The organism is Thalassobacillus cyri, assembly GCF_900107755.1.
GTDB lineage: Bacteria > Bacillota > Bacilli > Bacillales > Halobacillaceae > Thalassobacillus > Thalassobacillus cyri.
The window spans coordinates 14,550-41,077 of record NZ_FNQR01000013.1; the positions used below are offsets into that span (position 1 = coordinate 14,550).

The 26,528-nt window shown below is 42.8% G+C and carries 24 protein-coding genes; all 24 read right to left on the minus strand.

From position 1 onward, the window contains the following. Positions 1-91: 91 nt before the first annotated feature. Entirely contained in the window at positions 92-889 is a 798-nt protein-coding gene (locus BLV00_RS14750; protein ID WP_093045740.1) for a TIGR00282 family metallophosphoesterase, read from the minus strand. A gap of 94 nt (positions 890-983) precedes the next feature. Next, positions 984-2,549: a ribonuclease Y gene (gene rny, locus BLV00_RS14755; RefSeq protein WP_093045741.1), complete on the minus strand. Its 1,566-nt coding sequence runs from the start codon at positions 2,547-2,549 to the stop codon at positions 984-986. A gap of 319 nt (positions 2,550-2,868) precedes the next feature. After that, complete coding sequence (gene recA / locus BLV00_RS14760; RefSeq protein ID WP_093045742.1) at positions 2,869-3,912, minus strand: recombinase RecA; 1,044 nt, start codon at positions 3,910-3,912, stop codon at positions 2,869-2,871. Between the two features lie 136 nt (positions 3,913-4,048). Next, positions 4,049-5,323, minus strand: a complete 1,275-nt coding sequence (locus BLV00_RS14765) for a competence/damage-inducible protein A (RefSeq protein WP_093045743.1) — start codon at positions 5,321-5,323, stop codon at positions 4,049-4,051. After that, positions 5,323-5,901: a CDP-diacylglycerol--glycerol-3-phosphate 3-phosphatidyltransferase gene (gene pgsA, locus BLV00_RS14770; protein ID WP_093045744.1), complete on the minus strand. Its 579-nt coding sequence runs from the start codon at positions 5,899-5,901 to the stop codon at positions 5,323-5,325. Before pgsA ends, BLV00_RS14765 begins: the two co-directional genes overlap by 1 nt. A 115-nt stretch (positions 5,902-6,016) precedes the next feature. Further along, positions 6,017-6,937, minus strand: a complete 921-nt coding sequence (locus BLV00_RS14775) for a helix-turn-helix domain-containing protein (protein WP_176791590.1) — start codon at positions 6,935-6,937, stop codon at positions 6,017-6,019. Positions 6,938-6,958: 21 nt separating this feature from the next. After that, a complete protein-coding gene (locus tag BLV00_RS14780) occupies positions 6,959-7,750 on the minus strand; it encodes a DUF3388 domain-containing protein (RefSeq protein WP_093045746.1) in 792 nt (263 codons plus the stop codon). A gap of 221 nt (positions 7,751-7,971) precedes the next feature. Continuing rightward, positions 7,972-8,232, minus strand: coding sequence for a DUF3243 domain-containing protein (locus BLV00_RS14785; RefSeq protein ID WP_093045747.1), 261 nt, complete (start codon positions 8,230-8,232; stop codon positions 7,972-7,974). Between the two features lie 98 nt (positions 8,233-8,330). After that, positions 8,331-9,050, minus strand: a complete 720-nt coding sequence (gene ymfI, locus BLV00_RS14790) for an elongation factor P 5-aminopentanone reductase (protein ID WP_093045748.1) — start codon at positions 9,048-9,050, stop codon at positions 8,331-8,333. A 7-nt stretch (positions 9,051-9,057) separates the two neighbouring features. Next, a complete protein-coding gene (yfmH, locus tag BLV00_RS14795) occupies positions 9,058-10,350 on the minus strand; it encodes an EF-P 5-aminopentanol modification-associated protein YfmH (RefSeq protein ID WP_093045749.1) in 1,293 nt (430 codons plus the stop codon). Continuing rightward, the gene (yfmF, locus tag BLV00_RS14800; RefSeq protein ID WP_093045750.1) at positions 10,350-11,639 is read right to left on the minus strand and encodes an EF-P 5-aminopentanol modification-associated protein YfmF; all 1,290 of its coding nucleotides are present in this window, start codon (positions 11,637-11,639) and stop codon (positions 10,350-10,352) included. Before yfmF ends, yfmH begins: the two co-directional genes overlap by 1 nt. Before the next feature lie 157 nt (positions 11,640-11,796). Beyond that, positions 11,797-12,756 (minus strand): ABC transporter permease, encoded by a 960-nt coding sequence (locus BLV00_RS14805; RefSeq protein WP_093045751.1) that lies wholly within the window; start codon positions 12,754-12,756, stop codon positions 11,797-11,799. 1 nt (position 12,757) lies between these two features. After that, a complete protein-coding gene (locus BLV00_RS14810) occupies positions 12,758-13,804 on the minus strand; it encodes an ABC transporter permease (protein WP_093045752.1) in 1,047 nt (348 codons plus the stop codon). Further along, positions 13,804-15,330, minus strand: coding sequence for an ABC transporter ATP-binding protein (locus BLV00_RS14815; protein ID WP_093045753.1), 1,527 nt, complete (start codon positions 15,328-15,330; stop codon positions 13,804-13,806). The genes BLV00_RS14810 and BLV00_RS14815 overlap by 1 nt, the downstream gene beginning before the upstream one ends. A gap of 164 nt (positions 15,331-15,494) precedes the next feature. Continuing rightward, positions 15,495-16,616, minus strand: a complete 1,122-nt coding sequence (locus BLV00_RS14820) for a BMP family lipoprotein (RefSeq protein ID WP_093045754.1) — start codon at positions 16,614-16,616, stop codon at positions 15,495-15,497. Between the two features lie 126 nt (positions 16,617-16,742). Continuing rightward, positions 16,743-17,468: a GntR family transcriptional regulator gene (locus tag BLV00_RS14825; protein ID WP_093045755.1), complete on the minus strand. Its 726-nt coding sequence runs from the start codon at positions 17,466-17,468 to the stop codon at positions 16,743-16,745. Positions 17,469-17,724: 256 nt separating this feature from the next. Further along, positions 17,725-20,040, minus strand: coding sequence for a DNA translocase FtsK (locus BLV00_RS14830; RefSeq protein ID WP_093045756.1), 2,316 nt, complete (start codon positions 20,038-20,040; stop codon positions 17,725-17,727). 132 nt (positions 20,041-20,172) lie between these two features. Next, positions 20,173-20,382, minus strand: a complete 210-nt coding sequence (locus BLV00_RS14835; protein ID WP_093045757.1) for a YlzJ-like family protein — start codon at positions 20,380-20,382, stop codon at positions 20,173-20,175. Further along, positions 20,382-21,128, minus strand: coding sequence for a ClpP family protease (locus BLV00_RS14840; RefSeq protein ID WP_093045758.1), 747 nt, complete (start codon positions 21,126-21,128; stop codon positions 20,382-20,384). The genes BLV00_RS14835 and BLV00_RS14840 overlap by 1 nt, the downstream gene beginning before the upstream one ends. Before the next feature lie 291 nt (positions 21,129-21,419). Next, positions 21,420-22,292, minus strand: a complete 873-nt coding sequence (gene dapA, locus BLV00_RS14850; RefSeq protein WP_093045760.1) for a 4-hydroxy-tetrahydrodipicolinate synthase — start codon at positions 22,290-22,292, stop codon at positions 21,420-21,422. 28 nt (positions 22,293-22,320) lie between these two features. Further along, positions 22,321-23,538, minus strand: a complete 1,218-nt coding sequence (dapG, locus tag BLV00_RS14855; protein ID WP_093045761.1) for an aspartate kinase — start codon at positions 23,536-23,538, stop codon at positions 22,321-22,323. 24 nt (positions 23,539-23,562) lie between these two features. Next, positions 23,563-24,609, minus strand: a complete 1,047-nt coding sequence (gene asd, locus BLV00_RS14860) for an aspartate-semialdehyde dehydrogenase (RefSeq protein ID WP_093045762.1) — start codon at positions 24,607-24,609, stop codon at positions 23,563-23,565. A 100-nt stretch (positions 24,610-24,709) separates the two neighbouring features. Next, entirely contained in the window at positions 24,710-25,309 is a 600-nt protein-coding gene (locus BLV00_RS14865; RefSeq protein WP_093045763.1) for a dipicolinate synthase subunit B, read from the minus strand. Next, positions 25,306-26,205: a dipicolinic acid synthetase subunit A gene (gene dpaA / locus BLV00_RS14870; protein ID WP_093045764.1), complete on the minus strand. Its 900-nt coding sequence runs from the start codon at positions 26,203-26,205 to the stop codon at positions 25,306-25,308. The genes BLV00_RS14865 and dpaA overlap by 4 nt, the downstream gene beginning before the upstream one ends. Positions 26,206-26,528: the final 323 nt, after the last annotated feature.

Here is a 26,528-nt window from a genome sequence, read left to right on the forward strand (position 1 = left end):
ATAAACTATAGTTGTTCCATAACTACTATATTCTTGGAGATGAAGATTATTCCTTTCCATTATGAAGGAATTTTTTGAAAAGTTCAAATAATCAGCCGAAGAAAGGATGGTCGTCGTTTATCATGATCCGTTGTAATTTCCTAGCCTTTCCGGTACTTTCCTCTACATCCGCCAAGACTGCGCTTAGTTGTTTTCTTCCCTTTTTAGGGACTTCAAAACGTACCGGAAGATTTGTAAGAAAACGTTTGATTACGGCTTCTCGATCCATTCCGAGAATTCCATCATACGGTCCAGTCATACCTACGTCTGTGATATAGCCCGTACCCCCTGGAAGTATGCGTTCATCGGCTGTTTGCACATGGGTATGCGTACCGACATTGATGCTGACTCTTCCATCTACATACCATCCCATCGCCTGCTTTTCACTCGTGGTCTCCGCATGGAAGTCGAGGAATATGATATTCGTTCGTTTCTTGGCTTCTTTTATCAATTCATCCACTTTGCGAAAAGGATCGTCGTTAGGCGACAAAAAAGTTCGTCCCTGCAGATTAAGTACTGCCACTTCTCCATGATTCGTTTTTACAAAGGTGATCCCTTTGCCCGGCGTCCCTTCCGGATAGTTAGCCGGACGAACCATATAAGTGGCATCGTCAATAAAATCAAAGATTTCTTTCTTATCCCAAGCGTGGTTCCCTAATGTGACAGCATTCGCGCCCCATTCCAGGAAACTGCGGTATATTTTTTCATTTATTCCTTTGCCTGAAGCAGAATTTTCCCCATTAATAATCGTTACTGCAGGCTGGTATTTCGCTTTTAATTTCGGCAGGTATTCTTGTACCATGTCTCTTCCAGGTGAACCAACAACATCACCAATAAATAGTATTTTCATAAACTTATCCTTTCTGCACTATATTCAGATTCAGTTTCACATAGGCTGCCATCAATGTCAAAACACAAAAATAAAGTGGCCGGTTAGGGCCACTTTATTTAGCGTATTCTACTGATCGTGTTTCACGAATGACGGTAACCTTAATATGACCAGGATAGTCAAGCTCATCCTCAATCTGTTTGCGGATGCTGCGTGCTACTTTTGTAGCTGTAACATCATCGATTTCGTCTGGCTTCACCATAATCCGGACTTCACGACCTGCCTGGATGGCAAAAGATTTTTCCACTCCTTCATGAGCTTCACAAATCTCTTCCAGTTTCTCCAAGCGTTTGATGTAGTTTTCCAGAGTTTCGCTTCGAGCACCTGGGCGTGCTGCGGATAAAGCGTCAGCAGCAGCTACAAGTACGGAAATAATCGATGTCGGTTCTTCATCCCCATGGTGGGAAGCAATAGCATTGATGACAACCTCATTTTCCTTATACTTGACTGCCAGCTCTTTACCGATTTCTACGTGACTGCCTTCAATTTCATGATCGATCGCTTTTCCGATATCATGCAGAAGGCCGGCACGGCGGGCTAATGTTTCGTCTTCCCCCAGCTCTGCTGCAAGCAGTCCTGAGAGATACGCTACTTCCATGGAGTGTTTTAAAACATTTTGACCATAGCTTGTACGATATTTTAAACGGCCAAGGATTTTTACCAAGTCAGGATGTAAGCCGTGGACACCTACTTCAAAAGTAGTTTGTTCACCGACTTCTCTAATATATTCATCCACTTCGCGACGAGATTTGTCGACCATCTCTTCGATACGAGCAGGATGAATCCTTCCATCCTGTACTAATTTTTCTAATGCTATCCGGGCAGTTTCTCTGCGAATCGGGTCAAAACCTGATAAAATGACAGCTTCCGGCGTATCATCTATAATCAAATCGATTCCAGTCAATGTCTCCAGGGTTCGGATATTTCGACCTTCACGACCGATGATCCGTCCTTTCATTTCATCATTTGGAAGGTTTACAACCGATACCGTCGTTTCCGCTACATGATCAGCGGCACAACGCTGCATAGCAAGTGAAAGAATGCTTTTCGCCTTCTTATCCGCTTCCTCTTTGGCACGATTCTCTGCTTCTTTGATCAAGAGAGCAGATTCATGAGAAACTTCTTGTTCAACACGTTCTAAAATGATCTGTTTAGCCTGGTCTGAAGTTAAGCCGGAAATGCGTTCAAGCTCAGTTTGTTGCTCTTGCAGCATAGCTTTCACTTTGCTTTCCATTTCTTCAATTTGTTGTTGTCTTTCGGCAAGAGTTTCCTCTTTTTTCTCGAGCGTAAGCTCACGCTTATCTTGCGTTTCGCTTTTACGGTCAAGGTTTTCTTCTTTCTGCATTAAACGATTTTCTGACTTTTGTAACTCCATACGGCGTTCGCGAATTTCGTCTTCTGCTTCCTGGCGAAACTTATGATTTTCGTCTTTCGCTTCCAGAAGTGCTTCTTTTTTAGCAGCTTCCGCATTACGACGACCTTCGTCAACAATCTGTTTTGCCAATTCTTCAGCACTTGAAATCTTCGCTTCCGCAATGGATTTCCGAATGAGATAACCAACAACAATACCGACGATCAGGGCAAGCAAAATGAAGATGAGCAGGGATACCAAATTATCCATGATTTCACCTCCTCTTGCTATGAAATTGTACAATTTGTCGGCATGTACATACGTTTCATTTTCAGACAAAATTTGTTTGTTAGGTGTATAAAAAAATGAAAATGATACACGTTAATTTTAAGCTTGTGTAATGGTAATGTCAAGGAATCGTCAAATATATCTTCTTGATAGATGCTGATACCACTATGTTTCAACGTTGCTTGGAAGAAAATTCCCGGTTCCAGAGCCGGTCGTGGCTCCTGTACGCAGGAGCTGGACAGGCTGTAATCATTTCATATAAAAAAGCAGCGCTTATGGTATACGCTGCTTTCCTAACGATTTATACGTCTAACGATTCCTGATTCGCTCCCTTTGATGTTTCTGCGTCATCCTGTCCTTCATACATACCGTAGTGCTTACGGATCTGATCATTGATAGCTTGATAGACATCAGGGTTTTCTTTCAGGAATTGCTTCGCGTTTTCACGGCCTTGTCCCAAACGTTCATCGTTATAGGAATACCAGGAACCGCTTTTCTGGACGATATCAAGGTCAGAACCGATATCAATCAATTCACCTTCACTTGAAATACCTTGACCATACATGATATCCACTTCCGCTTGCTTGAATGGAGGAGCTACCTTGTTTTTGACAACTTTGATGCGGGTTTTATTCCCGACCATGTCGTTGCCCTGCTTCAAAGTTTCAGCCCGGCGTACTTCAAGGCGTACAGAAGAATAGAATTTCAATGCCCGGCCGCCCGGAGTAGTTTCAGGATTACCGAACATGACTCCGACTTTTTCACGGATTTGGTTGATGAAGATAGCTGTAGTCTTCGATTTGTTGATAGCACCAGAAAGCTTACGCAAAGCCTGGGACATCAGTCGTGCCTGCAGGCCGACGTGTGAGTCTCCCATTTCCCCTTCGATTTCCGCTTTAGGCACCAGGGCTGCTACAGAATCGACAACCACCATGTCGACAGCACCACTACGTACAAGTGCTTCTGCAATTTCCAAAGCCTGCTCTCCTGTATCCGGCTGGGATAACAAGAGTTCATCTACATTAACACCGAGATTCCGTGCATAGACAGGATCCAATGCATGCTCGGCATCGATAAATGCTGCTTGTCCGCCATTCCGTTGAGCTTCTGCAATCGCATGAAGTGCAACAGTTGTTTTACCGGATGATTCCGGTCCATATATTTCAACGACACGCCCGCGCGGATATCCGCCGACACCCAGGGCTACATCAAGTGCCAAGGATCCACTAGGCACTGTATTTACCTTTTGTTCGGCTTGTTCACCTAACTTCATAACAGAGCCTTTTCCGAATTGTTTCTCAATTTGTTTAAGCGCCATGTCTAACGCTTGTTTACGATCACTCATAATATTCCCCTTTCAGCTTTGCTATCCTTATGATAACTTGTTTTGAACGATTTGCCAACTAAAAAGCGAATAGATGTTCCCTTTTTTTATAAATTGCACCAGCTGACTTTTGGTTTATACCTAGTGGAAACAAGAATTATCGCCCAGGAACAGGACTTGAAAAATCTTTTTTCAACTTATGGAAGAGTAATTCATACCCTTTTTTCACCGCCCGGTTACGTACAGTCTCTCTGCCTCCATTAAAATGGAATTTCTTGACCAGTTCTTGTTCCTTATTGATTCGAAGTGAGATGAAAACAGTACCAGGATCCTTACCTTCGCTTGCGTCTGGTCCTGCTACACCTGTGAAACTGATGCCGATATTACTTCTAGTCAACCGCTGGACGTTCTCCGCCATAGACCGGGCACATTCTTCACTGATGGTCCCAAACTCATTGATGAGATCGCCAGGTACGCCCAGCAGACTTTCTTTCATCGCAGGTGTGTACGTCACCAAACTTCCCTCACAGACACTGGAAGCACCGGGGACACTGATCATCTGATCGGTGAACCGGCCACCCGTTAAGCTTTCTGCAGCAGCTATCGTTAACTGCTGTTCCTTTAAAAGTCCAATCACTTTTTGCTGAATGGTTACTTCACCCGAACCATAATAATAGTTTCCGACTTTAGCCAGTATGCGATTTTTAAGGGAAGCAATCATAGTTCCTGCTTCTTGTTTTGTTTCCCCTTTTGCGGTCAATCTTAATCCGACTTCTCCTTCAGATGCTAAAGGGGCGATTGTAGGGTTCGTCTGGCTGCTGATCATATGTTGAAGCTCATGCTCCAGTTGTGATTCTCCGATTCCGATAAATCGCAGCATCTCAGATACTATTTCCGTGCTTAAATCATAATAATCATATAAATAAGGCATTGCATGCTTTTCCATCAGGTGCTTCATTTCAGATGGGACACCAGGAAGGAATATCCATAGCACCCCTTCATGCTCCACAATCATCCCAGGAGCCATCCCTTCATGATTTTGCAAGACCCTTGCATGTTCGAACACAAGTGCCTGTTTGCGATTATTTGGAGACATGATCCGGTTGTTTTTTTGATAAAAATGTTCGACACGCTTTAAACTTTCCGCATCCTCCAACAACGTCTGGCCAAAAAGTTCATTTGCTGCATCTCTTGTCATGTCATCTTCCGTGGGGCCTAAGCCGCCAGTTACGATTACCAAATCAGAGCGGCGCTGAGCTGCTTCGAATGTTTCGACACACCGGTTGAAATTATCACCGACCACACCATGGAAATAAACATGAATACCTTGAGCCGCCAACTGGGCGGATATCCATTGCGCATTTGTATTAGCGATTTGCCCAAGTAATAACTCCGTTCCGACACCGATAATTTCTGCTTTTACTGTCTTCATTATTTTGAATCCCTCATCACATGCCAGTTTTTGGCGAAATAATCATAGCCGGAAATAACCGTGATGATCATTGCTGCGTATAAAGTGATAATTCCAAATGGAAATCCAATATAAGCAAACGGCCAGTTATGAAGCAGTAACGCGGAGATAGCAACAATTTGCAGGGTTGTCTTCCATTTCCCCATATTACTCGCTGCAAGGACGATACCTTCCCCAGCAGCAACAAGGCGCAACCCTGTGACAGCAAATTCCCTGCTGATAATGGTGATGACAATCCAGCCTGGCGCCAGCCCTTGCTCCACTAATAAAATCAAAGCGGCAGACACGAGCAATTTATCAGCAAGCGGATCAAGAAATTTACCAAGATTCGTGACTAAATTGTGTTTTCTGGCGTAATAGCCGTCGATCCAATCTGTAGTTGAAGCGATTATAAAAAGGATAGCAGCTGCCAGGTGGGAGACCGGAAGCTCACGTTCCCCCATAGCGATATCCCCCCAATTAAAAGGCACACTCATAAGGACGATAAAAATAGGAATCAACAAAATTCGTGAAATGGTAATTCGATTTGGTATATTCATTGTTAACACACTCCTAAATGGCTTCCTGCATGATTAAAGCTGTTCCATAAAGAAATGTTACAGGGGTCGTATGGGACCCCCTTGCGTTCCTTTGGAACAGCTTCTATAGAATCGTTCATTCAGCTACTTTGATGAGAAACTTTTGCTGCATTTTATCCACCGGGAATTCAATTTTTTTCCCATTGAGCTTTATCGTAGTAGCCGGGACATAGCCAGATTTGATGTAAATCTGCTTTTCACCGCTTATATCTAAGGTGATCGGAGAATCATCTTTTCCATATTCAATGCTAGGAATCAAGGTTTCCCCATCGGGACCCTTCTTTACTTCTAAATAGCTGGTCTCTTTCAGCTCAATCGTCAGCCCAAGTTCTTCTGTTTGAGACACTTCTACGGTATGCTGCGGGAAACCGCCAGAACCGGTCTCAGTTACTTCTGCTGATATTTCTTCTGCTTTTTCATCTTTCTTGTCAGAATCGTCTTCTTGTGTAGCTGTTTCTTTTGATTCTCCCTCATCCTTGGCATCTGCACCTTGTTTATTTTCTTCGCTATTTTCATCTGTGGAATTATTTTCTCCAGTAGAATCCTCGACGATGATTTCATCACCACTGTCTCTCTGCTGGCTCGAGTCATTATCTTTTCCTGAATCGAGTTTAGAAAGGAAAAAATAGGCAGCAAAAATAATAATTCCTATTAAAATGATTGTAATGATAGTAGGAAAAATTCTCGAAAAACCTCCATTTGAAGGAGATGCCTCTTCTTTGGAACGCTGCATGCGATTGTAGCTGACTGCACTTTCCTCCGGGGATGCGGGGAGCTCATTTTTATACTCCTCCATAATTTCATCAGGGCTAAGTCCAACTGCTGCTGCATATTCCCGGATGAATGCCCTGGCGTAAAATGTCCCGGGCAGCACACTATGATCCCCTTTTTCTATAGCCTGAAGATAACGTTTTTGTATTTTAGTGACTTGTTGAATATCTTCTAACGAAAAGCCTTTTGACTCTCGCGCTTCCCTCAAGCGAGTACCGAGCTCCATGTATAACACCATCCATTACTATTAAAAATCAAACATGGAAAAACCATCGTTTGGTGAAAGTTCCGGTTTTTCTACTGTCTCATAAGTTATTTCTTCGTCTTCTGTATTTCTTAATTCGATGATATAGTCGAAATCCTCCATTTTATATTCGGACTCCTGCACAAAAATATCTGGGTGTTCTACAACTTTGGTGGCTGGCAGTCTCATAATTTCCCGTACTAACTGCCAATGCTTTTCATTGGCTCTTCGAGTCGAAACGATTCCATCTATGATATATAATGTATCTTCGCTATACTCATCTTCAATCAACTGGCTTCGGATCGTTTGTTTCAAAAGTGTACTGGATACGAACAACCAGCGTTTGTTTGCACATACACTGGAAGCGACAATGGATTCCGTTTTGCCGACCCGAGGCATTCCTCTGATTCCGACGAGCTTATGGCCGTCTTTCATAAATAGTTCTGCCAAAAAATCAACCAGTAAACCCAAGTCCTCACGAATAAACCGGAATGTCTTCCGGTCGTCTACATCACTATGAATATACCGGCCATGACGCACTGCCAGGGTGTCACGAAGTTTAGGGCGTCTCAATTTCGTGATTTTGATGGTGTCCATGGTTTTTACAACAGATTTCAATCGGTCGATCTGCTCCTCATTTTTACACAGCAAAAGCATACCGCGATGCGAATTTTCGACACCGTTAATCGTAATGATATTAATCGCCAGCATCCCTAATAAAGAAGAAATGTCCCCTAATAGTCCTGGGCGATTATATTGAATTTCATATTCCAGATACCACTCTTTTTTCTCCATACTACAACTCCTCTGGAATCAAATGTTATGTACCAGCAAAAAATCGAGCTTCAACCCTTCTTTTATAATAAATGATTTTCATATATTAGAAAAGGAGTGTTTATATATTTTGGAGAGTTCCACAATTAGTCCTATTGCAAACCTTGTTGATGGGAATATCGACATAATCAGACAAAAGCCGCGCTGATGCAACAGCGCGACTTTCAGATGGAGATTTTCTATTAGCGTTGGGTACCTTGATCTTGAACTAATTTCACCATCATATTTGCAATGGCATGCTGTTCCTCTTTGTCAGCCACATTCCATAGATCGCGAAGGATTGCTTCTTGATCATTCTTTGCATCGACCTGCTTAGCCAGATAACCACCGATTTCATAAGCAAGATCAGATACGGCGTTTTGATTGATCCCTTGTCCTTCCGCTTGGTGAAGGCGATCGCCTAAGAAATCTTTCCACGAATCAAAGTTGTCAAGTACAGACATACTGTTTCCTCCTTTGTTTAAAATACACCCTTAGTTTAAGAAAAATGGGAAATATTATACGCGAAAGAAGGAACAGGAGGAAAAAAATTATGACCGGCTTAGCTCCAGGCTCCGTTGACTTTGATGATTTCTCCATTGATATAGCTCGCATCTTCACTTAACAAAAATCCAACTACTTTCGCCACTTCTTCCGGTGTTCCTGCTCGCCCGGAAGGGATTTCGTCTAATAATGAGGCGCGTTCTTCAGTATTGAAAGCCTCATTCATTTTTGTATCGATGAATCCAGGACTGACCCCATTCACTGCAATGCCGCTTCTGGCAGTTTCTTTTGCCAGGGCTTTCACAAAGCTGTTTTGAGCCCCTTTTACAGAACTGTATAGAACCTCCATGCTGGCCCCTATATCTCCCCAAATGGAAGAGAGAAGTATAATCCGGCCATACCTCTGCCTGATCATACTTGGGAGAAGGTGCCTGGTAACCAGCCAGGGTGTTTTGACATGAAGGTGGAAAAGTTGATCCATCTCCGTTTCGGTCATATCTTGAAACAACCCTAACAAAGCCCGGCCTCCCGCAAACACTACGCCATCGATATGGACTGGAATGTTTTCCAGAAAATCATGGATGCCGGCCGAAGTCTCCAAGTTCGCTTTTACAGCTCCCAGCCAATTCTCTTTTGGAAGGGAATTTTTCAGCTGTGTGATAGATTTTTCATTTGAGTGATACTGTAGGAACACACGTTTACCCTGATCGGATAAGACGCTGGTAATGGCACTCCCGATATCTCCACTTGCACCCATAATCAATATGTTATTGCTCATATCCTGCTCAGCCAGCTTGCTGTGGGATTACCTGGAAAACTGCGATTCGTTCTTCATTAATCCAGTCTTTCAAAAATTCATTTGCATCCTTTGTAGTCAACGACTCAATTTCAGGAAGCACTTCGAATAAATCGATACCAAGCAAGTGATAATGGGAGAACTGATTAGCGATGAACTCCATTGAATTCATCGCTCGTAAAAACTGACCAATTTTTTTCTTTTTCATACGGTCGAAATCTTCCTCGGCAATTTCCCGTTCTTTCAATTGATGAAGCATTTCTTTTACCCGTTCTGCCAGTTCATCCGGCTTCCTTGAATCACCACCTAAAATGGTAAAACCAAATTGGCGGTCAAGGTCTGTTTCGTAATGGAAGCTGTCATCAATCAAATCGTTTTCATACAACTCTTCATAAAATTCCCCACTCTTTGAAAAATAGTGGCTTAAAATCATGCTGGATAAGAGTTCTGCTTTCAAAAGTTCTCTCCCGGATAACCCTGCGACTTTCTCTTTAATGCCGACCATGCATTTAGATGTAGTTACAGGCATCTCTATTTTTCCATAGGATGTTGCTACCGTTTCCGGCTCTTCAGGATAAGACCGTTGGATGGATGGTGTATCTGCAAATTCTTTCGCGTTCTGGTTATCCTTGACCTGCTTCATCATTTCTTCAGGGTTGAAATTCCCCGCTATGAACAAAGTCATATTGGATGGATGATAAAAAGTTTCATAACACGTATAAAGATCTTCTTTAGTGATTTCTTCAATCGACTCTACCGTACCGGCAATATCCACACGCACAGGGTGTTCATGGAAAAGGCTTTGGATTGTACCGAAAAACGCGCGCCAATCTGGCTGATCATCATACATTTTAATTTCTTGGGCAATGATACCTTTTTCTTTTTCTACCGATTGATCAGAAAAGAAAGGATCTTGCACAAAGTTCAGCAACGTTTCCACATTCTTTTCAATATTGCTCGTGGCAGAGAATAGGTAGGCTGTTTTTGTAAATGATGTAAAAGCATTGGCGGAAGCACCTTGCTTGGTGAAATCCTGAAAAACGTCCCTGTCTTCCTTTTCGAATAGTTTATGCTCTAGAAAGTGAGCAATGCCTTCAGGGACACTTACTTTTTCATTTTTACCGATCGGAGTGAAAGTCTGATCGATTGAACCATAGTCCGTAGCAAAGATACCGAATGTTTTTACCATATCCGGTTTACTTAATAAAAAGACCTTCAGCCCGTTATCTAACGTCTCTGTATATATTTTTTCTTTCAGCTGATCGTAGACGAGTTCCTTCATTATTGTGCTCCCCCTTCTTTGCTTGTCAAGAAGTAAATGGTGTCTAATTCAATCTTAGCGGCCATATCGATAACCTCTTGCTTCGAAACGTAGCGGATATTATTAACAAGCTCTTCGGCTTCAATCATATGACCCGATAATACTTGATGATAGAGGATTTCAATTAAACCTTGTGCGCTGTCCATCGTTTCTAATAGTTGATTGATCACTAATTCCTTCGTTTGTTCCACTTCTTCTTCGCTAAACTCACCTTTTCGCATCGCTTCCACTTGCTCGAGAATGATCGTTTTTGCCTGGTCGTAATCATTAGGAGCGATACCGCTGAACACAAGCAGCAAACCTTTATGGCTTTCAAATCTCGATGCAGCATAGTAAGCAAGACTGTGCTTTTCCCGTACATTCATGAATAACTTGGAGCTTGGGAACCCACCGAAAAGTCCATTAAAAATCTGCAAAGCATAATAATCTTCATCACCAAATGTCGTATGCGTACGGAAGCCCAGGTGAAGTTTACCCTGGTTCAGCTCATCTTGCTCGATGATTTCCTGTGATTCGTCAATGTTTGGCGTAGTTGAGTTCTGTGTTATGTTTGTATCGTTGCTGGACTGCTCCCTTGTAAAATATTTATCCATCAACCGCTCCGTTTCACTTTCGTCAAAGTCCCCGATTACATATACATCCAACAAATCGGTCGTGATGAAGGTTTGGTAATATTCATATAAGTCAGCAGCAGTTAATTTTTCCAAATCTTCCGGATAACCGTGGACATGATAGGAATATGGCTCCTCCTTGCACATATTATCGATGAGACGCATATTCGCATAGCTCATTTTGTCATCTTTGATGGAAGTGATCTTTTGCTCCAGCGTCTGTTTTTCACGGTTGAATATTTTCTCATCGAAGGCGCCGTTTTCAGTTTTCGGGTTGAAGAGGACATCATGGAGAAGATGAAGAGCTTCTTCCAGTAATGGCGTCTGGTCATTTAAATAAGCTTCGTTGGCAACTTCCATTCGAAAACTGATGACGTGATTCTCACCTTTTTTGGTCCCATCACTGCTCAGGATAGTACCATACAGGTTTTCTAATGCGGATTGAAGCTGGCGTGGGCTGGAATGGTTTTGCGTCGCTTTCTGCAGCACCATCGGCAGCAATGCTCGCTTTGTCATCCAGTCTTTTTTTAAGTCAGATTTAAATTTTGCTACTATGTTAATGGTTTTATATTTCTTACTGGGAAGGATATGTAACCGATACCCTTTCTTTTCTAACATCTTTTCTTTAGTTATCTTCATAATCCAGTCCTCCTCATTCGATCTGCTTCTCTTATTTTTACAATTCAATCTATATTTATCCATTCAAAAAAATTCATTCCATTTATTATCCTACGTGATTACTTCCGAAATGTAAAAAAAATTCACCCGGTCTTTAAAACCCGGGTGAATTTTTGATTTAGCGGCTCCCTTTGATGTATGGTGTACCAATTGCTTTTGGTGCTTCTGCTCGACCGATGACTCCTGCCAGAGCTAATATCGTCAACACATAAGGTGCAATCAATAAGAAGACCTGCGGAACATCCTGCAGCAATGGAACACCTGAACTGATAATACTCAGGCTTTGGGCAAAACCGAAGAATAACGCCGCCCCCATTGCTCCCAGGGGATGCCATTTACCAAAAATGACGGCAGCTAATGACATGAACCCTTGGCCTACGATTGTAGAATGAGAAAAATTGAGTGCAATCGTAAGTGCGAATACCGAACCCCCGAGACCGGCCATCGCGCCTGAGATCATGACAGCGATATAACGCATTTTTGTGACATTGATACCGTTTGTATCAGCAGCCATCGGATGCTCTCCCACCGAGCGAAGACGCAATCCAAATGGGGTTTTGTATAATACATACCAACCCAGGATAGCGACTGCTATTGCTAAATAAGAAGTCAGGTACATTCCTGAGAAAAACAACTCTCCAATGACCGGGATATCAGACAAGAAAGGTACGTCTGTGGTATAAAAAGGCCTGTCTACCATATCTGTCTGTCCTTTTCCATACCATTGCTTTGTCAAAAACAACCCTAGCCCCAAGGCTAAAAAGTTGATGGCTACCCCGCTGACTACCTGATCAGCGCGAAAAGTCACCGATGCAATGGCATGGATGATAGCGAAAATCGCAGAGATTATCATTGCTACAAAAATAGATATCCAGGGCGTCCAGGAACCGAATGTTCCGATGAAAGTAAGATTGAAAACAATACCGACAAAGGCTCCCATAACCATAAGACCTTCCAGCCCGATATTTACGACGCCGGACCTTTCACTAAATACACCACCGATGGCGGTAAGAATCAGAGGGGCTGAAAAGAAAATAGCCGGGCCGATGATTGATTGCAGAATATCTAAGAACCCCATTTTATTTCCCCTCCTTTTTAATTTTCAACAGGAACCAGCGGATCATATAACTGGAAGCGACAAAGAAAATGATCATCGCAATGACAATATCCACCAACTCAGTCGGCACCCCAGCGCCTGTCGGCATGTTCAGTGCTCCGATCTTCAAAGTACCGAATAAGAAGGCTGCCAGCACGACACCTATTGCAGCGTTGCCACCGAGCAAGGCTACGGCGATACCATCAAATCCGATATTGGTAAAACCGCCCTTTACAGATTGGTAGCCGAATGTGCCGATACCTTCCATCGCACCTGCAAGTCCTGCAAAAGCACCTGAGATGACCATCGATAAAATAATGTTGCGTCCGACATTCATTCCCGCATATCTGGAAGCATCCTGATTGAAACCGACCGCCCGAAGCTCATAGCCCCTTGCTGTCTTATTCAGTAAAAACCACATGACTGCAGCTGCAAATAAAGCAATCAATAGACCGAAGTGCAATCTGGAATATTGCGTAAGAGACGCCAGCCATTCTGATGTCAATGATGCCGTCTCAGGCACTCGTTCCGTACGGTCTTTCCCATCACTTATGACATTCCGTACCAAAGCATTGGAAGTATATAAGGCGATGTAGTTCATCATGATTGTGACAATAACTTCATGGACCCCAAGCTTCGCTTTTAACAAACCTGGTAAAAACCCCCAGGCCGCACCGGCTAAAGCTGCCGCTAATACAGCTAAGGGCAGATGGATGATCATCGGTGCATCAATCGCCAGACCAACCCAGACAGAGGCTAACCAGCCAACGATGACCTGACCTTCTACCCCGATGTTGAACAAGCCAGTCCGGAATGCGAATGCTACAGCTAATCCCGAAAGAATATACGGGGTGACTTGCCTCAGGGTTTCTCCAAAGAAATAGGAGTCCCCAAAAGCTCCGTTCCATAAGGATAAATACCCAAGTAATGGGTTGTAACCAAAGCCAAGCATGATGAATGCACCCACTAAAAGACCGAGAAAGACGGATACAATAGGAATTAGTATATTAACTAAACGATTTGAAAACATTACTGCTCACCAGCTTTCTGCTGTTTACTGCCAGCCATAAGCAGACCGAGTTCTTGTTCTGTCGTTTCTTCTGGCTTCACTTCTGATACGATTTTTCCATCAAACATTACTGCAATCCGATCGCTCAAGTTCATAATCTCATCAAGTTCAAATGATAGCAGCAATACGGCGCGTCCTTTATCCCGTTCTTCAATCAGTTTTTTGTGAATGAACTCAATGGCACCTACGTCCAGTCCCCTGGTCGGTTGAGCTGCAATGATTAAATCAGGAGAACGATCCACTTCCCTGCCGATGATCGCTTTCTGCTGGTTCCCTCCTGACAATGCTCTGGCTTTGGTGTAAACAGAAGGTGTGCGCACATCGTATTCTTTAATCAATGACTCGGCTTTTTTGTAGATTTCTTTGTAATTCAGGATCCCATTTTTTGAAAATGGTTTTTTATTATAAGTTTGAAGCACCATGTTCTCTCCAACTGGAAAATCCAGTACTAAACCGAACCGGTGGCGGTCTTGCGGAATATGCGAAATACCTGCATCTGTGACTTTCCGTGGTGTCAAATTGGTAATTGGCTTCCCATTTAAATGAATGGAGCCACTCGACGATTTTCTTAGACCTGTGATCGCCTCAATCAATTCCGATTGGCCATTGCCATCTACACCGGCCAGACCTACGATTTCTCCAGCTTTGACATCGAGACTCAGGTTTTTAACCATCTCTACCTGCCTGGCATCTTTCACCGTTAAATCCTTGACAGATAGTGTTACATCTTTTGGATTAGCAGGTGTTTTATCCGTGGAAAAAGTGACTTCACGGCCAACCATCAAGGAAGCCAGTTCGGTGGGATTGGTAGCAGCTACATCAACGGTGCCAATCCCCTTTCCTTTTCGGATAACTGTGCATCGATCACAGACCTGCATGATTTCTTTCAGTTTATGAGTGATGAGAATGATAGATTTACCTTCTCTTATCAACGCACGCATGATTTCAATAAGTTCTTTGATCTCCTGGGGTGTCAACACAGCAGTTGGCTCATCAAAAATCAATATTTCCGCACCACGGTATAAAGTTTTTAAAATCTCGACACGCTGTTGCATCCCGACAGAAATATCACGGATTTTCGCTCTGGGATCAACTTTCAGACCGTAAAGCTCAGACAGCCGCTCCACTTCTTTTTCCGCTTTCTTAAGGTCAACGGTACCCTTCTTTTTGGGTTCGCTTCCTAAAATGATATTTTCAGTGACCGTAAACTTGTCGACTAACATGAAGTGCTGATGGACCATCCCGATCCCAAGCCGATTGGCAACATTTGGATCACTGATTTTAACTTTTTCGCCGCGTACTTTAATTTCGCCTTTTTCTGGTTGATACAGGCCAAAAAGAACATTCATCAACGTAGATTTACCTGCACCGTTTTCCCCTAACAAAGCATGTATTTCACCTTTTTGCACTTGGAGCGTGATATTATCATTTGCGACGATACCAGGAAATTCTTTTCGAATGTCTAACATTTCAATAACATAATCCATGGTTTCCCCCACTTTCTTTATCGAACGTAAACCATTGTAATAGATAGATAAGTTAATAGATTTCTTTCTTTAAAAACATCAAATGAAAAGGGCTGCCTGCTTTTCATTTGATGTTTTTTATGTAAGAGAAGGAAAGGCTGGGGCTCCAACCTTTCCATGCAAACTTAAAGGGAATCTTCAAATGATTTTGCTTCATCTTGTGTGCTTGGTACTTCTACATCACCGTCGACGATTTTTTGTTTCCAATCTTCAACAGCAGTTTTGATTTCATCAGTCATTGCCTCTTCATTCGAAGTAGCGACACTGATAGCATCATCTTCAAGTCCGTATTCTACAACTTCTCCACCAGGGAATTCGCCGTTCATCGCTTTTGTGGAAATATCTTGTACTGCGATATCCACACGCTTGACCATTGAAGTCAATGTAACGTTCATATCACCGATTTGACCTTCTTCGTGCTGGTCACGGTCAACACCGATAACCCAAACATTACGGTCTGGATCGTTTTGCTTAAGGTCTTTAGCTTGGGCAAACACACCGTTTCCTGTACCACCTGAAGCGTGATAAATTACATCTACACCTTGGGAATACATGTTAGAAGCGATAGCCTTACCATCATCGGGAGCATCGAATGCGCCTGCATATTGAACTTTCACTTCAATGTCCGGATTGACAGATTTGACACCAGCACGGAAGCCAGCTTCGAATTTGTTGATCAAATCACTGTCTACACCACCGATAAAGCCTACTTGATCAGATTCTGTCTTCATAGCAGCTGCCACACCAACCAGGAAAGACCCTTGGTGTTCTTTAAATACAATGCTCGCCACGTTATCTTTTTCAACCACGGAGTCAACAATGCTGAAATTCGTTTCTGGATTTTGATCTGCAACTTCTTCGATTGCTGGGGCAAGCAAAAAGCCAATTCCGAAAATCAAGTTATAATCACTGCGAACCAAACGGTTCAAGTTCGTGTTATAATCTGCATCACTGGCGGATTGGGCATAATCGATGCCTTGTCCTTTTTCCATGCCATTCTCTTCACCAAAAGCTTGCAAACCTTCCCATGCGGATTGGTTAAATGATTTATCATCAATTCCCCCTACGTCCGTAACCATCGCAACTGAGAAATCACCCTCAGAAGCTTCTTCACTATTCCCGTTACCACCATCACTGCCACTGCCTTCTGATTCGTTGGAACCGCCTTCAGATGAGCCACAAGCACCTAGAATCATACCAATCGCCAGCAATAAAGAAAAAACTAATAGAAAACGACGATTTTTCAAAATAAATTACCCCCTAATAGTAATAAAATCAGCAAAAAATCTTCCTAAACCGCTTTCATAATTTACTCGATTGCCGTTCATCACCCCCCAAAGTGTCTAATCCAGCCAGACTCTTTTTGAAATCGCTTACACTCTTTTTCGTAAAACATGGAAACTGAACTTGTCTGCCCGGAAGTAGTTTGATGAATACAACACAGGTTCATCTAATTCCGTATAATGCATCTGCTTAAGAAGAAGCAACGATTGTTCAGGTTCACATTCTAAAATAGGGGAAATACGATCATGATATCCGATTGGTTCGATATAAGTGACAGCATAACTTACACGCTTGTTGGCATACTCTTCCAAACTGTCAAAAATGGAATCTCTCTCCAACACATCTTTAACAGGTATAAGCCCATCGGGAAGTTTATCAATACAATAAACCACTGGCTGAGAATCAGCAGTCCTTACCCGCTCGATTTGTGCTAAACTATGTATATTAATGGGGTCGAAGCGTGATTTGTCTTCATCTGTAGGTTCAATGAAATCTGTCGAAAGAAATTGGGTCCCAGGAGTCATACCTGATTTCTGAATCATTGCTGTAACACTGATCAACTCTTCAATACCTGAGGAAAACACTGGTTTAGGATTGACAAAGGTGCCTACACCATGTCGTCGTGTTACAATGTTTTCTTCTTCAAGGATTCTTAAAGCTTCCCGTAATGTTGCTCGGGAAACCCCCAGCTTTTTGGAGAGTTGAAATTCAGATGGCAGTTTTTCTTTTTCTTTATAGATACCGTTTTCTATATCCCGTTTCACCTGTTCGATCACTTGTAAATACAAATGACGGGTGTCCTGTCTTATTGACATAGAGTTCCCTCCAATTTTCCTAACGTATGAGATCTGACATCTGACGTTCGACACATCTTGTCAGACAATAATATACCACTAAACTAGTCATAAATAAATAGTGTTTTCTCATTTTTACTAAATAAGACACAACTTTTTGAATTAGTGTGATTAATTAGGGCTATTTTCACCCTGAACCTTTTTATAATCTACTGTAAAAAAATCCTATGCCCAGTTTAAACAGGCATAGGATTTTGTGTGTGAATAAGCAAAACGTTTACGAGCTTTGCTGTTCTTCGCTGGTTTGTGATACCAGCACAGTCCTCGGTTTACTGCCCTCATAAGGGCCAACGATTCCATTGTCTTCCATAGCATCAATCAATCTGGCCGCTCTCGTATAACCGACCCGGAATCGTCTTTGAAGCATGGATACACTTGCACTTTGCATTTCAATGACTAACTGGACCGCTTCTGGATAAAGGTCATCATCTACTTCCTGCTTTACTTCGCTTTCTTCTTCTGGAATCATTTCCTCCTGGTATTGTGCCCGTTGCTGCTCAACACAGAAATTGACGATTCGTTCAACTTCTTCATCCGACAAGAACGCGCCCTGTACCCGTGTCGGTTTCGAAGCGCCTACCGGCATGAACAACATATCTCCTCTGCCAAGCAGCTTTTCTGCACCGCCAGAATCAAGGATCGTCCTTGAATCTGTTTGGGAAGAAACGCTGAACGCAATCCTTGATGGAATATTGGCTTTAATAATTCCCGTAATAACATCAACCGAAGGACGCTGGGTAGCGATAATCAAATGGATGCCGGCTGCACGTGCCATTTGCGCAAGACGGGTGATGGCATCTTCCACATCATTCGAGGCAACCATCATCAAGTCAGCCAGCTCGTCAACCAGGACGACGATGTAGGGAAGCTGCGGCTGTGTATCCTCCGTGTCCTGGTTCTGCTTTTTGATATATTCGTTATAGCCTTCAATATTTCTTGTCCCTGTATCCGAAAATAGATCGTAACGGCGTTCCATTTCAGCCACTACTTTTTTCAATGCCCTTGCCGCTTTTTTTGGATCCGTCACCACAGGAGACAGCAAGTGAGGAATGCCATTGTAGACATTCAATTCCACTTTTTTCGGATCGATCATCATCATTTTTACTTCATGTGGTTTTGCGCGCATCAATATACTGGTAATAATGCCATTGATACATACACTTTTCCCGCTGCCTGTAGCACCTGCTACAAGCAGGTGGGGCATTTTATTCAGTTCCCCTATTACGGCATCCCCGGAAATATCACGTCCGAGTGCAAATCCAAGTTTCTGGCCCTGCTTGGCGTAATTGGATTCTAAAACCTCCCGTAAGGAAACCATCGCTACTTCCGTGTTCGGTACTTCGATTCCGACGGCAGATTTTCCTGGAATCGGAGCTTCAATCCGAATATCTTTTGCTGCCAAGGCTAAGGCAAGATCATCATGTAAATTGACAATTTTACTTACTTTCACCCCGACATCAGGATATACTTCATATTTCGTAACAGCTGGTCCGACATGGACTTTGGTAACTTTGGCTTTTACTCCAAAACTATGGAAGGTCTTTTCCAGCTTCCTTACCGTGGCCTGGATTTGAGAGCGCTCCTGCGACTGGGAGTTATGCGTAGGCTCTGCTAACAAGTCCATGCTCGGTAATTGATAATCTTTGTTCTCTACCTCTGTCATCGGCAATGACTGGGTCAGCTGATCATCATCTTTTTCGTCTGTTTCAATTTTAGCAGCTGGTTCGGCTTGATCTTGCTGCTTTTTCATTTCGGAAGAATAAGCAATATCTGTGAAATCCTGGATAATCGGCTCTTCATTATCAGAAATTCCTGCAACTTCCGGTTCGGTTTCTTCCGGGATTTCCTCTTTATCCGCTTTTTGTTTCTTCTGTTTGTCTTTCTTCTTCGGCGCTTTCTCTTTTGTCACCCGGTTGGATTTGATAGCGTCCCACTGATTACGAATAAATGAAAGGAACTTGCTGAACACACTTTCCAACCAGCTGCCAAGCGACCATTCAGTAAGAAAAATAATTCCGATGATAATCCCAAACACCGATAATATCTTAGCCCCTGCTGCTGAAAAGAGAAAATACGTAAGCGCAAATAATACGGCTCCGGTCATTCCGCCGCCAATAATGGAGAATGGCAGACTGCCATCCAAATAGGCAAAATAATGCTCCCATGTCGTTTTTAAAATCGATGGCTGGACAGAACCTGCCAGAATACTTTCAAACGACTGAATATGTGTAAAAAGAATCGTGGAAAGAAAGATGATATAAAATCCCACCATTCGCTTATGTAAGAATACCGGCCATTTTCTTTTGATCATTAAAAATAAACCCAGTACCAGGAGAAAGACCGATGCTACAAAATACCACACCCCGAAGAAAAATTGAAATATATGCTCCAGGCCACCGGGTATGGCTCCATCACTGATCGCACTTGCACCACTCCCGAACACTGCAAGCAATATGAATAAGAGACCAAGCAATTCAACTTTCAATTGTTTTTTCAACTTGGCCTGTTTCTTTTTGTTTCTCTTTTTTGCCATGCTGTCACCTCTATCTTTCATAATGAAAAGACAAGGATGCCGGCGCAAATGAATAATCCATTGTGAGCGACATCCCTGTTCGTTTAAAGTTAGTTTCATTATAGCACAGGCAAGCATGTGTTTGGTGTCTGTTTAAGCGTTAAATTGCATTCCCGGCTGATAGTCCGGGTGTAAGTAAATAGAAGGATCTGTCGATAATACTTGGATAATCTGATAGCTTCCGTTTTCTAACTTCAAAGCTTTAATGGGTGTCTGATTATAATTGGTGATGACAGTATTATCGTATGCAGTTTGATCGGCTGGAAAAATGTCTACTTCACTTAAAGGCGTATAAAGTACCATTACTGGATCACCTGCTCATCATCGTCAGGTTTTCTTTTATCAATCTCTTCATTCAATTTTTCCATTGCTTCTTTCACTCCACCTACAGCATCGATCAGCCCGTAATCAACAGCGTCTTGCCCTACCACATTTGTCCCGATGTCCCTGGTAAGGTTACCTTTTGCAAACATTAATTCCTTGAATTTATCCTCACTGATGTTGGAATGCTGGGTTACGAAATTTACTACGCGATCCTGCATCTTATCCATATATTCGAAGGTCTGAGGCACTCCAATCACCAGGCCGGTCATCCGGATAGGGTGAATGGTCATTGTTGCTGTCTCTGTGATAAATGAATGATCCGTAGAAACAGCAATCGGTACCCCGATGGAATGCCCTCCCCCGAGTACAATCGATGCAGTCGGTTTGGAAAGCGAAGCAATCATTTCGGATATAGCAAGTCCTGCTTCCACATCTCCCCCTACTGTGTTAAGCAATACTACTAAACCTTCGATCTTCGGATTCTGTTCGATAGCGACCAGCTGCGGAATCAAATGTTCATATTTTGTTGTTTTATTTTGTGGAGGAAGCTGCATGTGCCCTTCCACTTGTCCAATTATAGGCAGAACATGAATATTAGAATCGGGAGCCTGGGGGACGTTTGATTGCCCAAGCTGTTGGATTTTTTCCACCAGTTCTGATTTCTTCGGCTGCTCTCCAGGCTGTTCTTTTTGAGGTTGTTGCGGTTGATTATTAAAATCTGTCATGATCATACCCCTTTCTTTATGATTAGTATGAACCAGACATAATCATCCAATACAATCCCTAAAAAAGGCTTTAGAAAATGTTGTTGTGGATTTTGTTTGTCAGCAAGTAAAACTGTTAAAGATTAAGAATGAAACAAATGACATAAATGAGCTGGATAAGGGGTTGCTTTATGGAGAGTGCCATAGTGTATCAAACCAATCAAAAACTAATCCTCTCCAGGCAAATGAAAAAGCAGCATATACCATAATGGTAATTGCTGCTTTTCCTATTATACATACCCAAGTTTTGTTTTAAACGGAAACATGGAGCATCTTGACTAACCGTTCCCGCTCTTCAGTAGTCAATGGCACAAGAGGAAGTCTTACTCCTCCAACATCGATTCCTTTTATTTGTAATGCTGTTTTCACAGGTGCTGGGGAAGGTGCTTTGAATAATTCACTCATTATTGGAATAAGCTGACGATGTACCTTAGCAGCACCTTTCACATCACCCTGTTCAAACTTTTCAAGCATCTCCTGCATTTCTTTTCCAATCACATGGGAAGAAACCGAGACGATACCTGAAGCACCGACAGATCGAATCGGCAAGGTCAGACTATCCTCTCCCCCATATACGGTAAAATTCTCAGGTGTCCGCTCGATCACTTCTGAAATTGCTTCAAAATCTTTACTTGCATCTTTTAATGAAACGATATTCGGTACTTTTGAGAGCGCGATAACAGTTTCCGCTGCTATCGGTACAATGGAGCGACCTGGAACATTATATAACATTATAGGGAGTTTCGTTTCATAGGCAATACTCTTAAAATGTTCATAAAGCCCATGCTGGTTCGGCTTATTGTAATAAGGAGTCACTAGCATGACAGCATCTACACCGGCATTTTCCGCTTTTCTGGTCAACTCAATGGAAGCATGTGTATTATTGCTGCCACTGCCAGCAATTACAGGCACACGTTTATCAACGACCTCCACCGTATGCTTCCATAGTGCTGCTTTTTCTTCTGATGTCAAGGTTGGAGACTCGCCTGTAGTTCCTGCAACGACCAGCCCATCTGATCCATTATTGATTAAATAATTGACAAGTTTAGTCGTCTTTTCAAAATCAATATTACCTTTGTTATCAAATGGAGTGACCATTGCTGTCAATACTCTGCCGAAATTCATCTTGCACTTTCTCCCTTCTCACTCACTGTTATTCAGTGTCAAGTTCAAAAACGTTGTGCAAGGCATTGACAGCCGTGACTAAGTCATCCTGCGGGATCAATACCCATATTGTCGTATGGGAGTCGGCAGATTGTAATATCTGTACTCCCGCTTCTGTCAAGGTATGAACGATTTTCGCAGTTACACCTGGAACACCGGTCATACCGGCACCTACTGTCGATACTTTGGCACAATTACGGATCACCTCAGGTGTATAACCCAGGTTTTCCAAAATTTCCACAGCTCGGTTCGTGTATAAATCTTCTATCGTATAAACTACTCCACTTGGAGAAATGTTAATGAAATCTACCGATATCCCAGCTTCTGCCATTGATTTGAATACTTCGGATTGCAGCTGGTATGGTTCTTCTTTTGCAAGTACTCTGATTTGAGTGATACCTGAAATGTGAGCGATACCCGTTACTAACCGATCTGGAATATCTTTTCCGGCTTCTGATTCCCTGGAGGAAGTTACGAGCGTACCTTCATCGAGGGAATAAGTTGACCGTACACGAATCGGCACTTCTGCCTGCATGGCAATTTCAACTGCTCTTGGATGAATGACTTTCGCTCCCTGATAAGCGAGATTACAAATATCATTATAAGTAACCTTATTAAGGGCACGTGCGGAATCCACAATTCGGGGGTCCGCTGTCATGATGCCTTCCACGTCTGTAAAAATGTCTACAAAATCGGCCTGAAGAGCCGCTCCCAGTGCTGCGGCTGTCGTGTCACTGCCTCCGCGGCCTATAGTAGTGATTTCATTCTCTTCCGATCTCCCCTGGAAACCGGCAACCACTACCACATCATGGGAGTTCAATTCTTCTTCCACTCGTGTGGAATCCATTTTGGTAATCTTAGCTTTTGTAAAATCTCCATTTGTTATGAATCCAGCCTGACCGCCAGTCAAGGCGATCGCATGGATACCTGCCCGTTTCAACTCATTGGAAAAAACTACAGATGAAATTGTTTCTCCGCATGACATTAATAAATCACGTTCACGGGAAGAAATATTAGAGGCGGGAAAATCCACGAGGTCAAGCAACGTATCGGTGGCGTAAGGATCACCCTTCCTGCCCATTGCAGAAACGGTGACAACCACCTTAAAACCTTGCTCAATTGCTGTCTGGATATGTTCGATCGCTTTTTTTCTACCTGCTGTATCTCTTACAGATGTTCCACCAAATTTTTGTACAACTACTTTCATGTTGACACCCCATCAACTAAGAAATTACAACCAATCATTAGCAACTAGTTGTTCTGCGATTTGTACAGAATTCCAAGCCGCTCCCTTTAATAGATTATCAGAGACTACCCAAAGATGGAACCCATTTGGTTGGTCCAAGTCCTTACGTACCCTGCCTACAAACACTTCCCGCTTTTCGGCAGCGCTCAATGGAGTAGGATACGTTTGGGTTGCCGGATCGTCTTCTAAAACAATACCAGGAGCATTTGTAAGGGATTGATGAAGGTCTTTGACTGATAAACCATCTTTCTCTGTTTCAATATATACACTTTCCGCATGAGATGTGAAAATCGGAAGTCTTACACAAGTTGCCGACACTGATAAATCTTCTGCATGCATGATTTTTTTTGTTTCATTGATCATTTTCATTTCTTCAAAGGTGTAACCATTTTCCTCGAAGGTATCAATTTGCGGTAAAGCATTGAATGCGATAGGAAAATGTTTTTTGTCGCCTTTTACTGGCAGGATTTCTGCTTTCATATCTTCTCCATCAAGAAAAGACTGAGATTGCTCACGTAATTCATCGATTGCCTCCGTACCGGAACCTGATACAGCCTGGTAAGTGGAAACGATGATACGCTTTAATCCAAAAGCCTTTTTAATCGGTTCAAGCGCGGCTACCATTTGGATGGTAGAGCAATTCGGGTTGGCAATGATCCCTTTATGTTCCTTGATGTCTTCTTTGTTTACTTCAGGCACGACTAGCGGTACTTCTGGATCCATACGGTATGCACTTGTGTTATCTACAACAACAGCTCCTCTTTTTACTGCTTCAGGAGCGAGTTTCTTGGAAATGGATCCCCCGGCGGAAAACAAAGCAATATCAATTCCTTCAAAGCTTTCAGGCGTTGCTTCTTCTACCGTGATTTCTTCCCCTTTATATTTTATTTTCTTTCCCGCTGAACGGGAGGAAGAAAGAAGCTTCAGACTTTTGATTGGAAAGTCTCTATCCGCTAATGTTTCGATCATTTTCTGTCCTACAGCGCCTGTGGCACCTACTACTGCTACATTGTATTGTTTAGTTTGACTCATATCTGTGTCCCCTTTCTCGTTTGAATAATTGTAAATTCTCTGAAATAGAGTCACTATTCTTGTATTCTATCATATTAAGGGGAGACAATGTTAATCATATCTAAGCTTCTTCGAAATGGCGCTGAATGAGTACGGGTTGTTTCTGCTTGCCCTCAATGGCTGCTTCAACGGTTTCCGGCAGCTTTGTCATATCAGAGACCAGGGAATTCGGTTTTTTATATGGGTTATCCTGACCATATGGAATAAAGTAGATATTTTTAGTGGCCATCAGCCTCATTAGGTTAACCCCGTTCAAACCAAGCGCATCATTCGTTGATATACCAAGAACAACTGGGCCGCCATTTCTTAATGTTGCTTTGGCTGCCATCAATACAGGAGAATCAGTCAAAGCATTGGCCATTTTACTCATCGAGTTGCCCGTTAGTGGGGCGATTACCATACAATCAAGCGGACGTTTGGGTCCTAAGGGTTCCGCATCCGGAATGGTCATGATCAACTCTTCTCCGGTCAGCTCTTTCAGCTTTTTCAAGTGGTCTTCTGCATCTCCAAACCTCGTATCGGTTTTTTGTACCGTATAAGAAAGAATGGGTATCACGTTGGCTTTCATATCTATCAGACGTTTAATCTCTGGAAATACCGCATCATACGTACAATGTGATCCAGTCAATCCGAAACCAATTGTTTTACCAGCTAGACTCATTTGGTTTTTCCTTCCTTTCTCTGTTGATCCTTTAAAATCTGTAAAACAGTATTTGCCAAAATCCTGCCAGCAGTTTTCGGTGCGACAATACCAGGCAGACTTGGAGCAATCAGGGCCTTGATGCCACGTTTTTCGGCATAACGGAAGTCGGTGCCCCCAGGTTTGGATGCAAGATCCAAAATGAACGTATGACTAGGCATTTTTCTAATGACTGAGGCATTTATAATCGGGGCGGGAATCGTATTAATCATGATATCTGTGTTCTCTGCAACTTCATCCAGTCTGTTCAAATAAAATGGTTCGAGCCCCATTTCCTGTACTCTGGCATAATGAGCTGGTTTTCTTACACCTACAAAGACCTTTGCCCCCAGGCCTTGGAACGCCCTGGCGACACTCATACCGACTCTGCCTAGACCCAGTACATGAACTCTTGATGAATGAATGGTGAAATCTGTATTTTGGATGACCATCATGATCGCGCCTTCTACGGTAGGGACTGAATTGTAAATTGCTACATCATCTCTGGAGAGCAATGGAATCAACAAGCGATCAGAGGTTTCTAGCAACTTGGTTAAATAACCATTGGCTATTCCGGTTAAGAAAATACAACCTTCCTTCGTCCGCTCCACCCATTTTTCATCCAGCACCATGTTTTGGTTGGAAAAAATACTATCAATATTGCCGCTTTCATCTGTCCCGGCTACAGGCAGAATTACGACATCAAATTTTTCTACTTCATCATCATCCATATCGATATGATTTGCTCCGGTAAAGCCATAATCCAATTGATCGAATCCAACTAAGTGAAGTGTAGCATCCCATTCACTCAGCTTGCGTATCATTTCGATCTGTCTGGCGTCACCGCCGAGGATTGCCACATTCCATCCGGTCAGCATACCGGACACCTCCTTTTGCATGGGTGCTTTATGTTCTCCCTCTATCCTATGTGGGAGCGGTATGTTCGTTCCTTGTATCATTACCAGGTCATTTAATTATGTAAATCAAAAAAAGCTCAGCGTTTAATCTGAGCAACCTGCAGCGTAATCATTTATTTTATTCGCTATCTTAAGAGCTGTTGCTGGATCTAACAGTTAAGTTCCCTTTTGCTGAAGACTCAGTTTCGAGACTTTAGGTTGCAATGATGGTGGTTGGGAAAACGGATCGCTTTCCGTGGGCATGTGGTGAGCTTCCTCAGGCTTCGCCTTGCGGGATCTCACCG

Excerpts from the sequence above, each read along its gene's own strand:
- ymfI (WP_093045748.1), bottom strand. The coding sequence starts at position 9,050 with ATGAGCAATAACATATTGATTATGGGTGCAAGTGGAGATATCGGGAGT.
- BLV00_RS14805 (WP_093045751.1), bottom strand. The coding sequence starts at position 12,756 with ATGGGGTTCTTAGATATTCTGCAATCAATCATCGGCCCGGCTATTTTC.
- dapG (WP_093045761.1), bottom strand. The coding sequence starts at position 23,538 with ATGAAAGTAGTTGTACAAAAATTTGGTGGAACATCTGTAAGAGATACA.
- yfmH (WP_093045749.1), bottom strand. The coding sequence starts at position 10,350 with ATGAAGGAACTCGTCTACGATCAGCTGAAAGAAAAAATATATACAGAG.
- BLV00_RS14830 (WP_093045756.1), bottom strand. The coding sequence starts at position 20,040 with ATGGCAAAAAAGAGAAACAAAAAGAAACAGGCCAAGTTGAAAAAACAA.
- BLV00_RS14810 (WP_093045752.1), bottom strand. The coding sequence starts at position 13,804 with ATGTTTTCAAATCGTTTAGTTAATATACTAATTCCTATTGTATCCGTC.
- asd (WP_093045762.1), bottom strand. The coding sequence starts at position 24,609 with ATGAGTCAAACTAAACAATACAATGTAGCAGTAGTAGGTGCCACAGGC.
- dapA (WP_093045760.1), bottom strand. The coding sequence starts at position 22,292 with ATGAATTTCGGCAGAGTATTGACAGCAATGGTCACTCCATTTGATAAC.
- dpaA (WP_093045764.1), bottom strand. The coding sequence starts at position 26,205 with ATGCTGACCGGATGGAATGTGGCAATCCTCGGCGGTGACGCCAGACAG.
- rny (WP_093045741.1), bottom strand. The coding sequence starts at position 2,549 with ATGGATAATTTGGTATCCCTGCTCATCTTCATTTTGCTTGCCCTGATC.
- BLV00_RS14825 (WP_093045755.1), bottom strand. The coding sequence starts at position 17,468 with ATGTCAATAAGACAGGACACCCGTCATTTGTATTTACAAGTGATCGAA.
- BLV00_RS14835 (WP_093045757.1), bottom strand. The coding sequence starts at position 20,382 with ATGGTACTTTATACGCCTTTAAGTGAAGTAGACATTTTTCCAGCCGAT.
- recA (WP_093045742.1), bottom strand. The coding sequence starts at position 3,912 with ATGAGTGATCGTAAACAAGCGTTAGACATGGCGCTTAAACAAATTGAG.
- BLV00_RS14775 (WP_176791590.1), bottom strand. The coding sequence starts at position 6,937 with ATGGAGCTCGGTACTCGCTTGAGGGAAGCGCGAGAGTCAAAAGGCTTT.
- BLV00_RS14750 (WP_093045740.1), bottom strand. The coding sequence starts at position 889 with ATGAAAATACTATTTATTGGTGATGTTGTTGGTTCACCTGGAAGAGAC.
- BLV00_RS14840 (WP_093045758.1), bottom strand. The coding sequence starts at position 21,128 with ATGACAGATTTTAATAATCAACCGCAACAACCTCAAAAAGAACAGCCT.
- BLV00_RS14765 (WP_093045743.1), bottom strand. The coding sequence starts at position 5,323 with ATGAAGACAGTAAAAGCAGAAATTATCGGTGTCGGAACGGAGTTATTA.
- pgsA (WP_093045744.1), bottom strand. The coding sequence starts at position 5,901 with ATGAATATACCAAATCGAATTACCATTTCACGAATTTTGTTGATTCCT.
- BLV00_RS14865 (WP_093045763.1), bottom strand. The coding sequence starts at position 25,309 with ATGAGTCTAGCTGGTAAAACAATTGGTTTCGGATTGACTGGATCACAT.
- BLV00_RS14815 (WP_093045753.1), bottom strand. The coding sequence starts at position 15,330 with ATGGATTATGTTATTGAAATGTTAGACATTCGAAAAGAATTTCCTGGT.
- BLV00_RS14780 (WP_093045746.1), bottom strand. The coding sequence starts at position 7,750 with ATGGAGAAAAAAGAGTGGTATCTGGAATATGAAATTCAATATAATCGC.
- yfmF (WP_093045750.1), bottom strand. The coding sequence starts at position 11,639 with ATGAAGATAACTAAAGAAAAGATGTTAGAAAAGAAAGGGTATCGGTTA.
- BLV00_RS14785 (WP_093045747.1), bottom strand. The coding sequence starts at position 8,232 with ATGTCTGTACTTGACAACTTTGATTCGTGGAAAGATTTCTTAGGCGAT.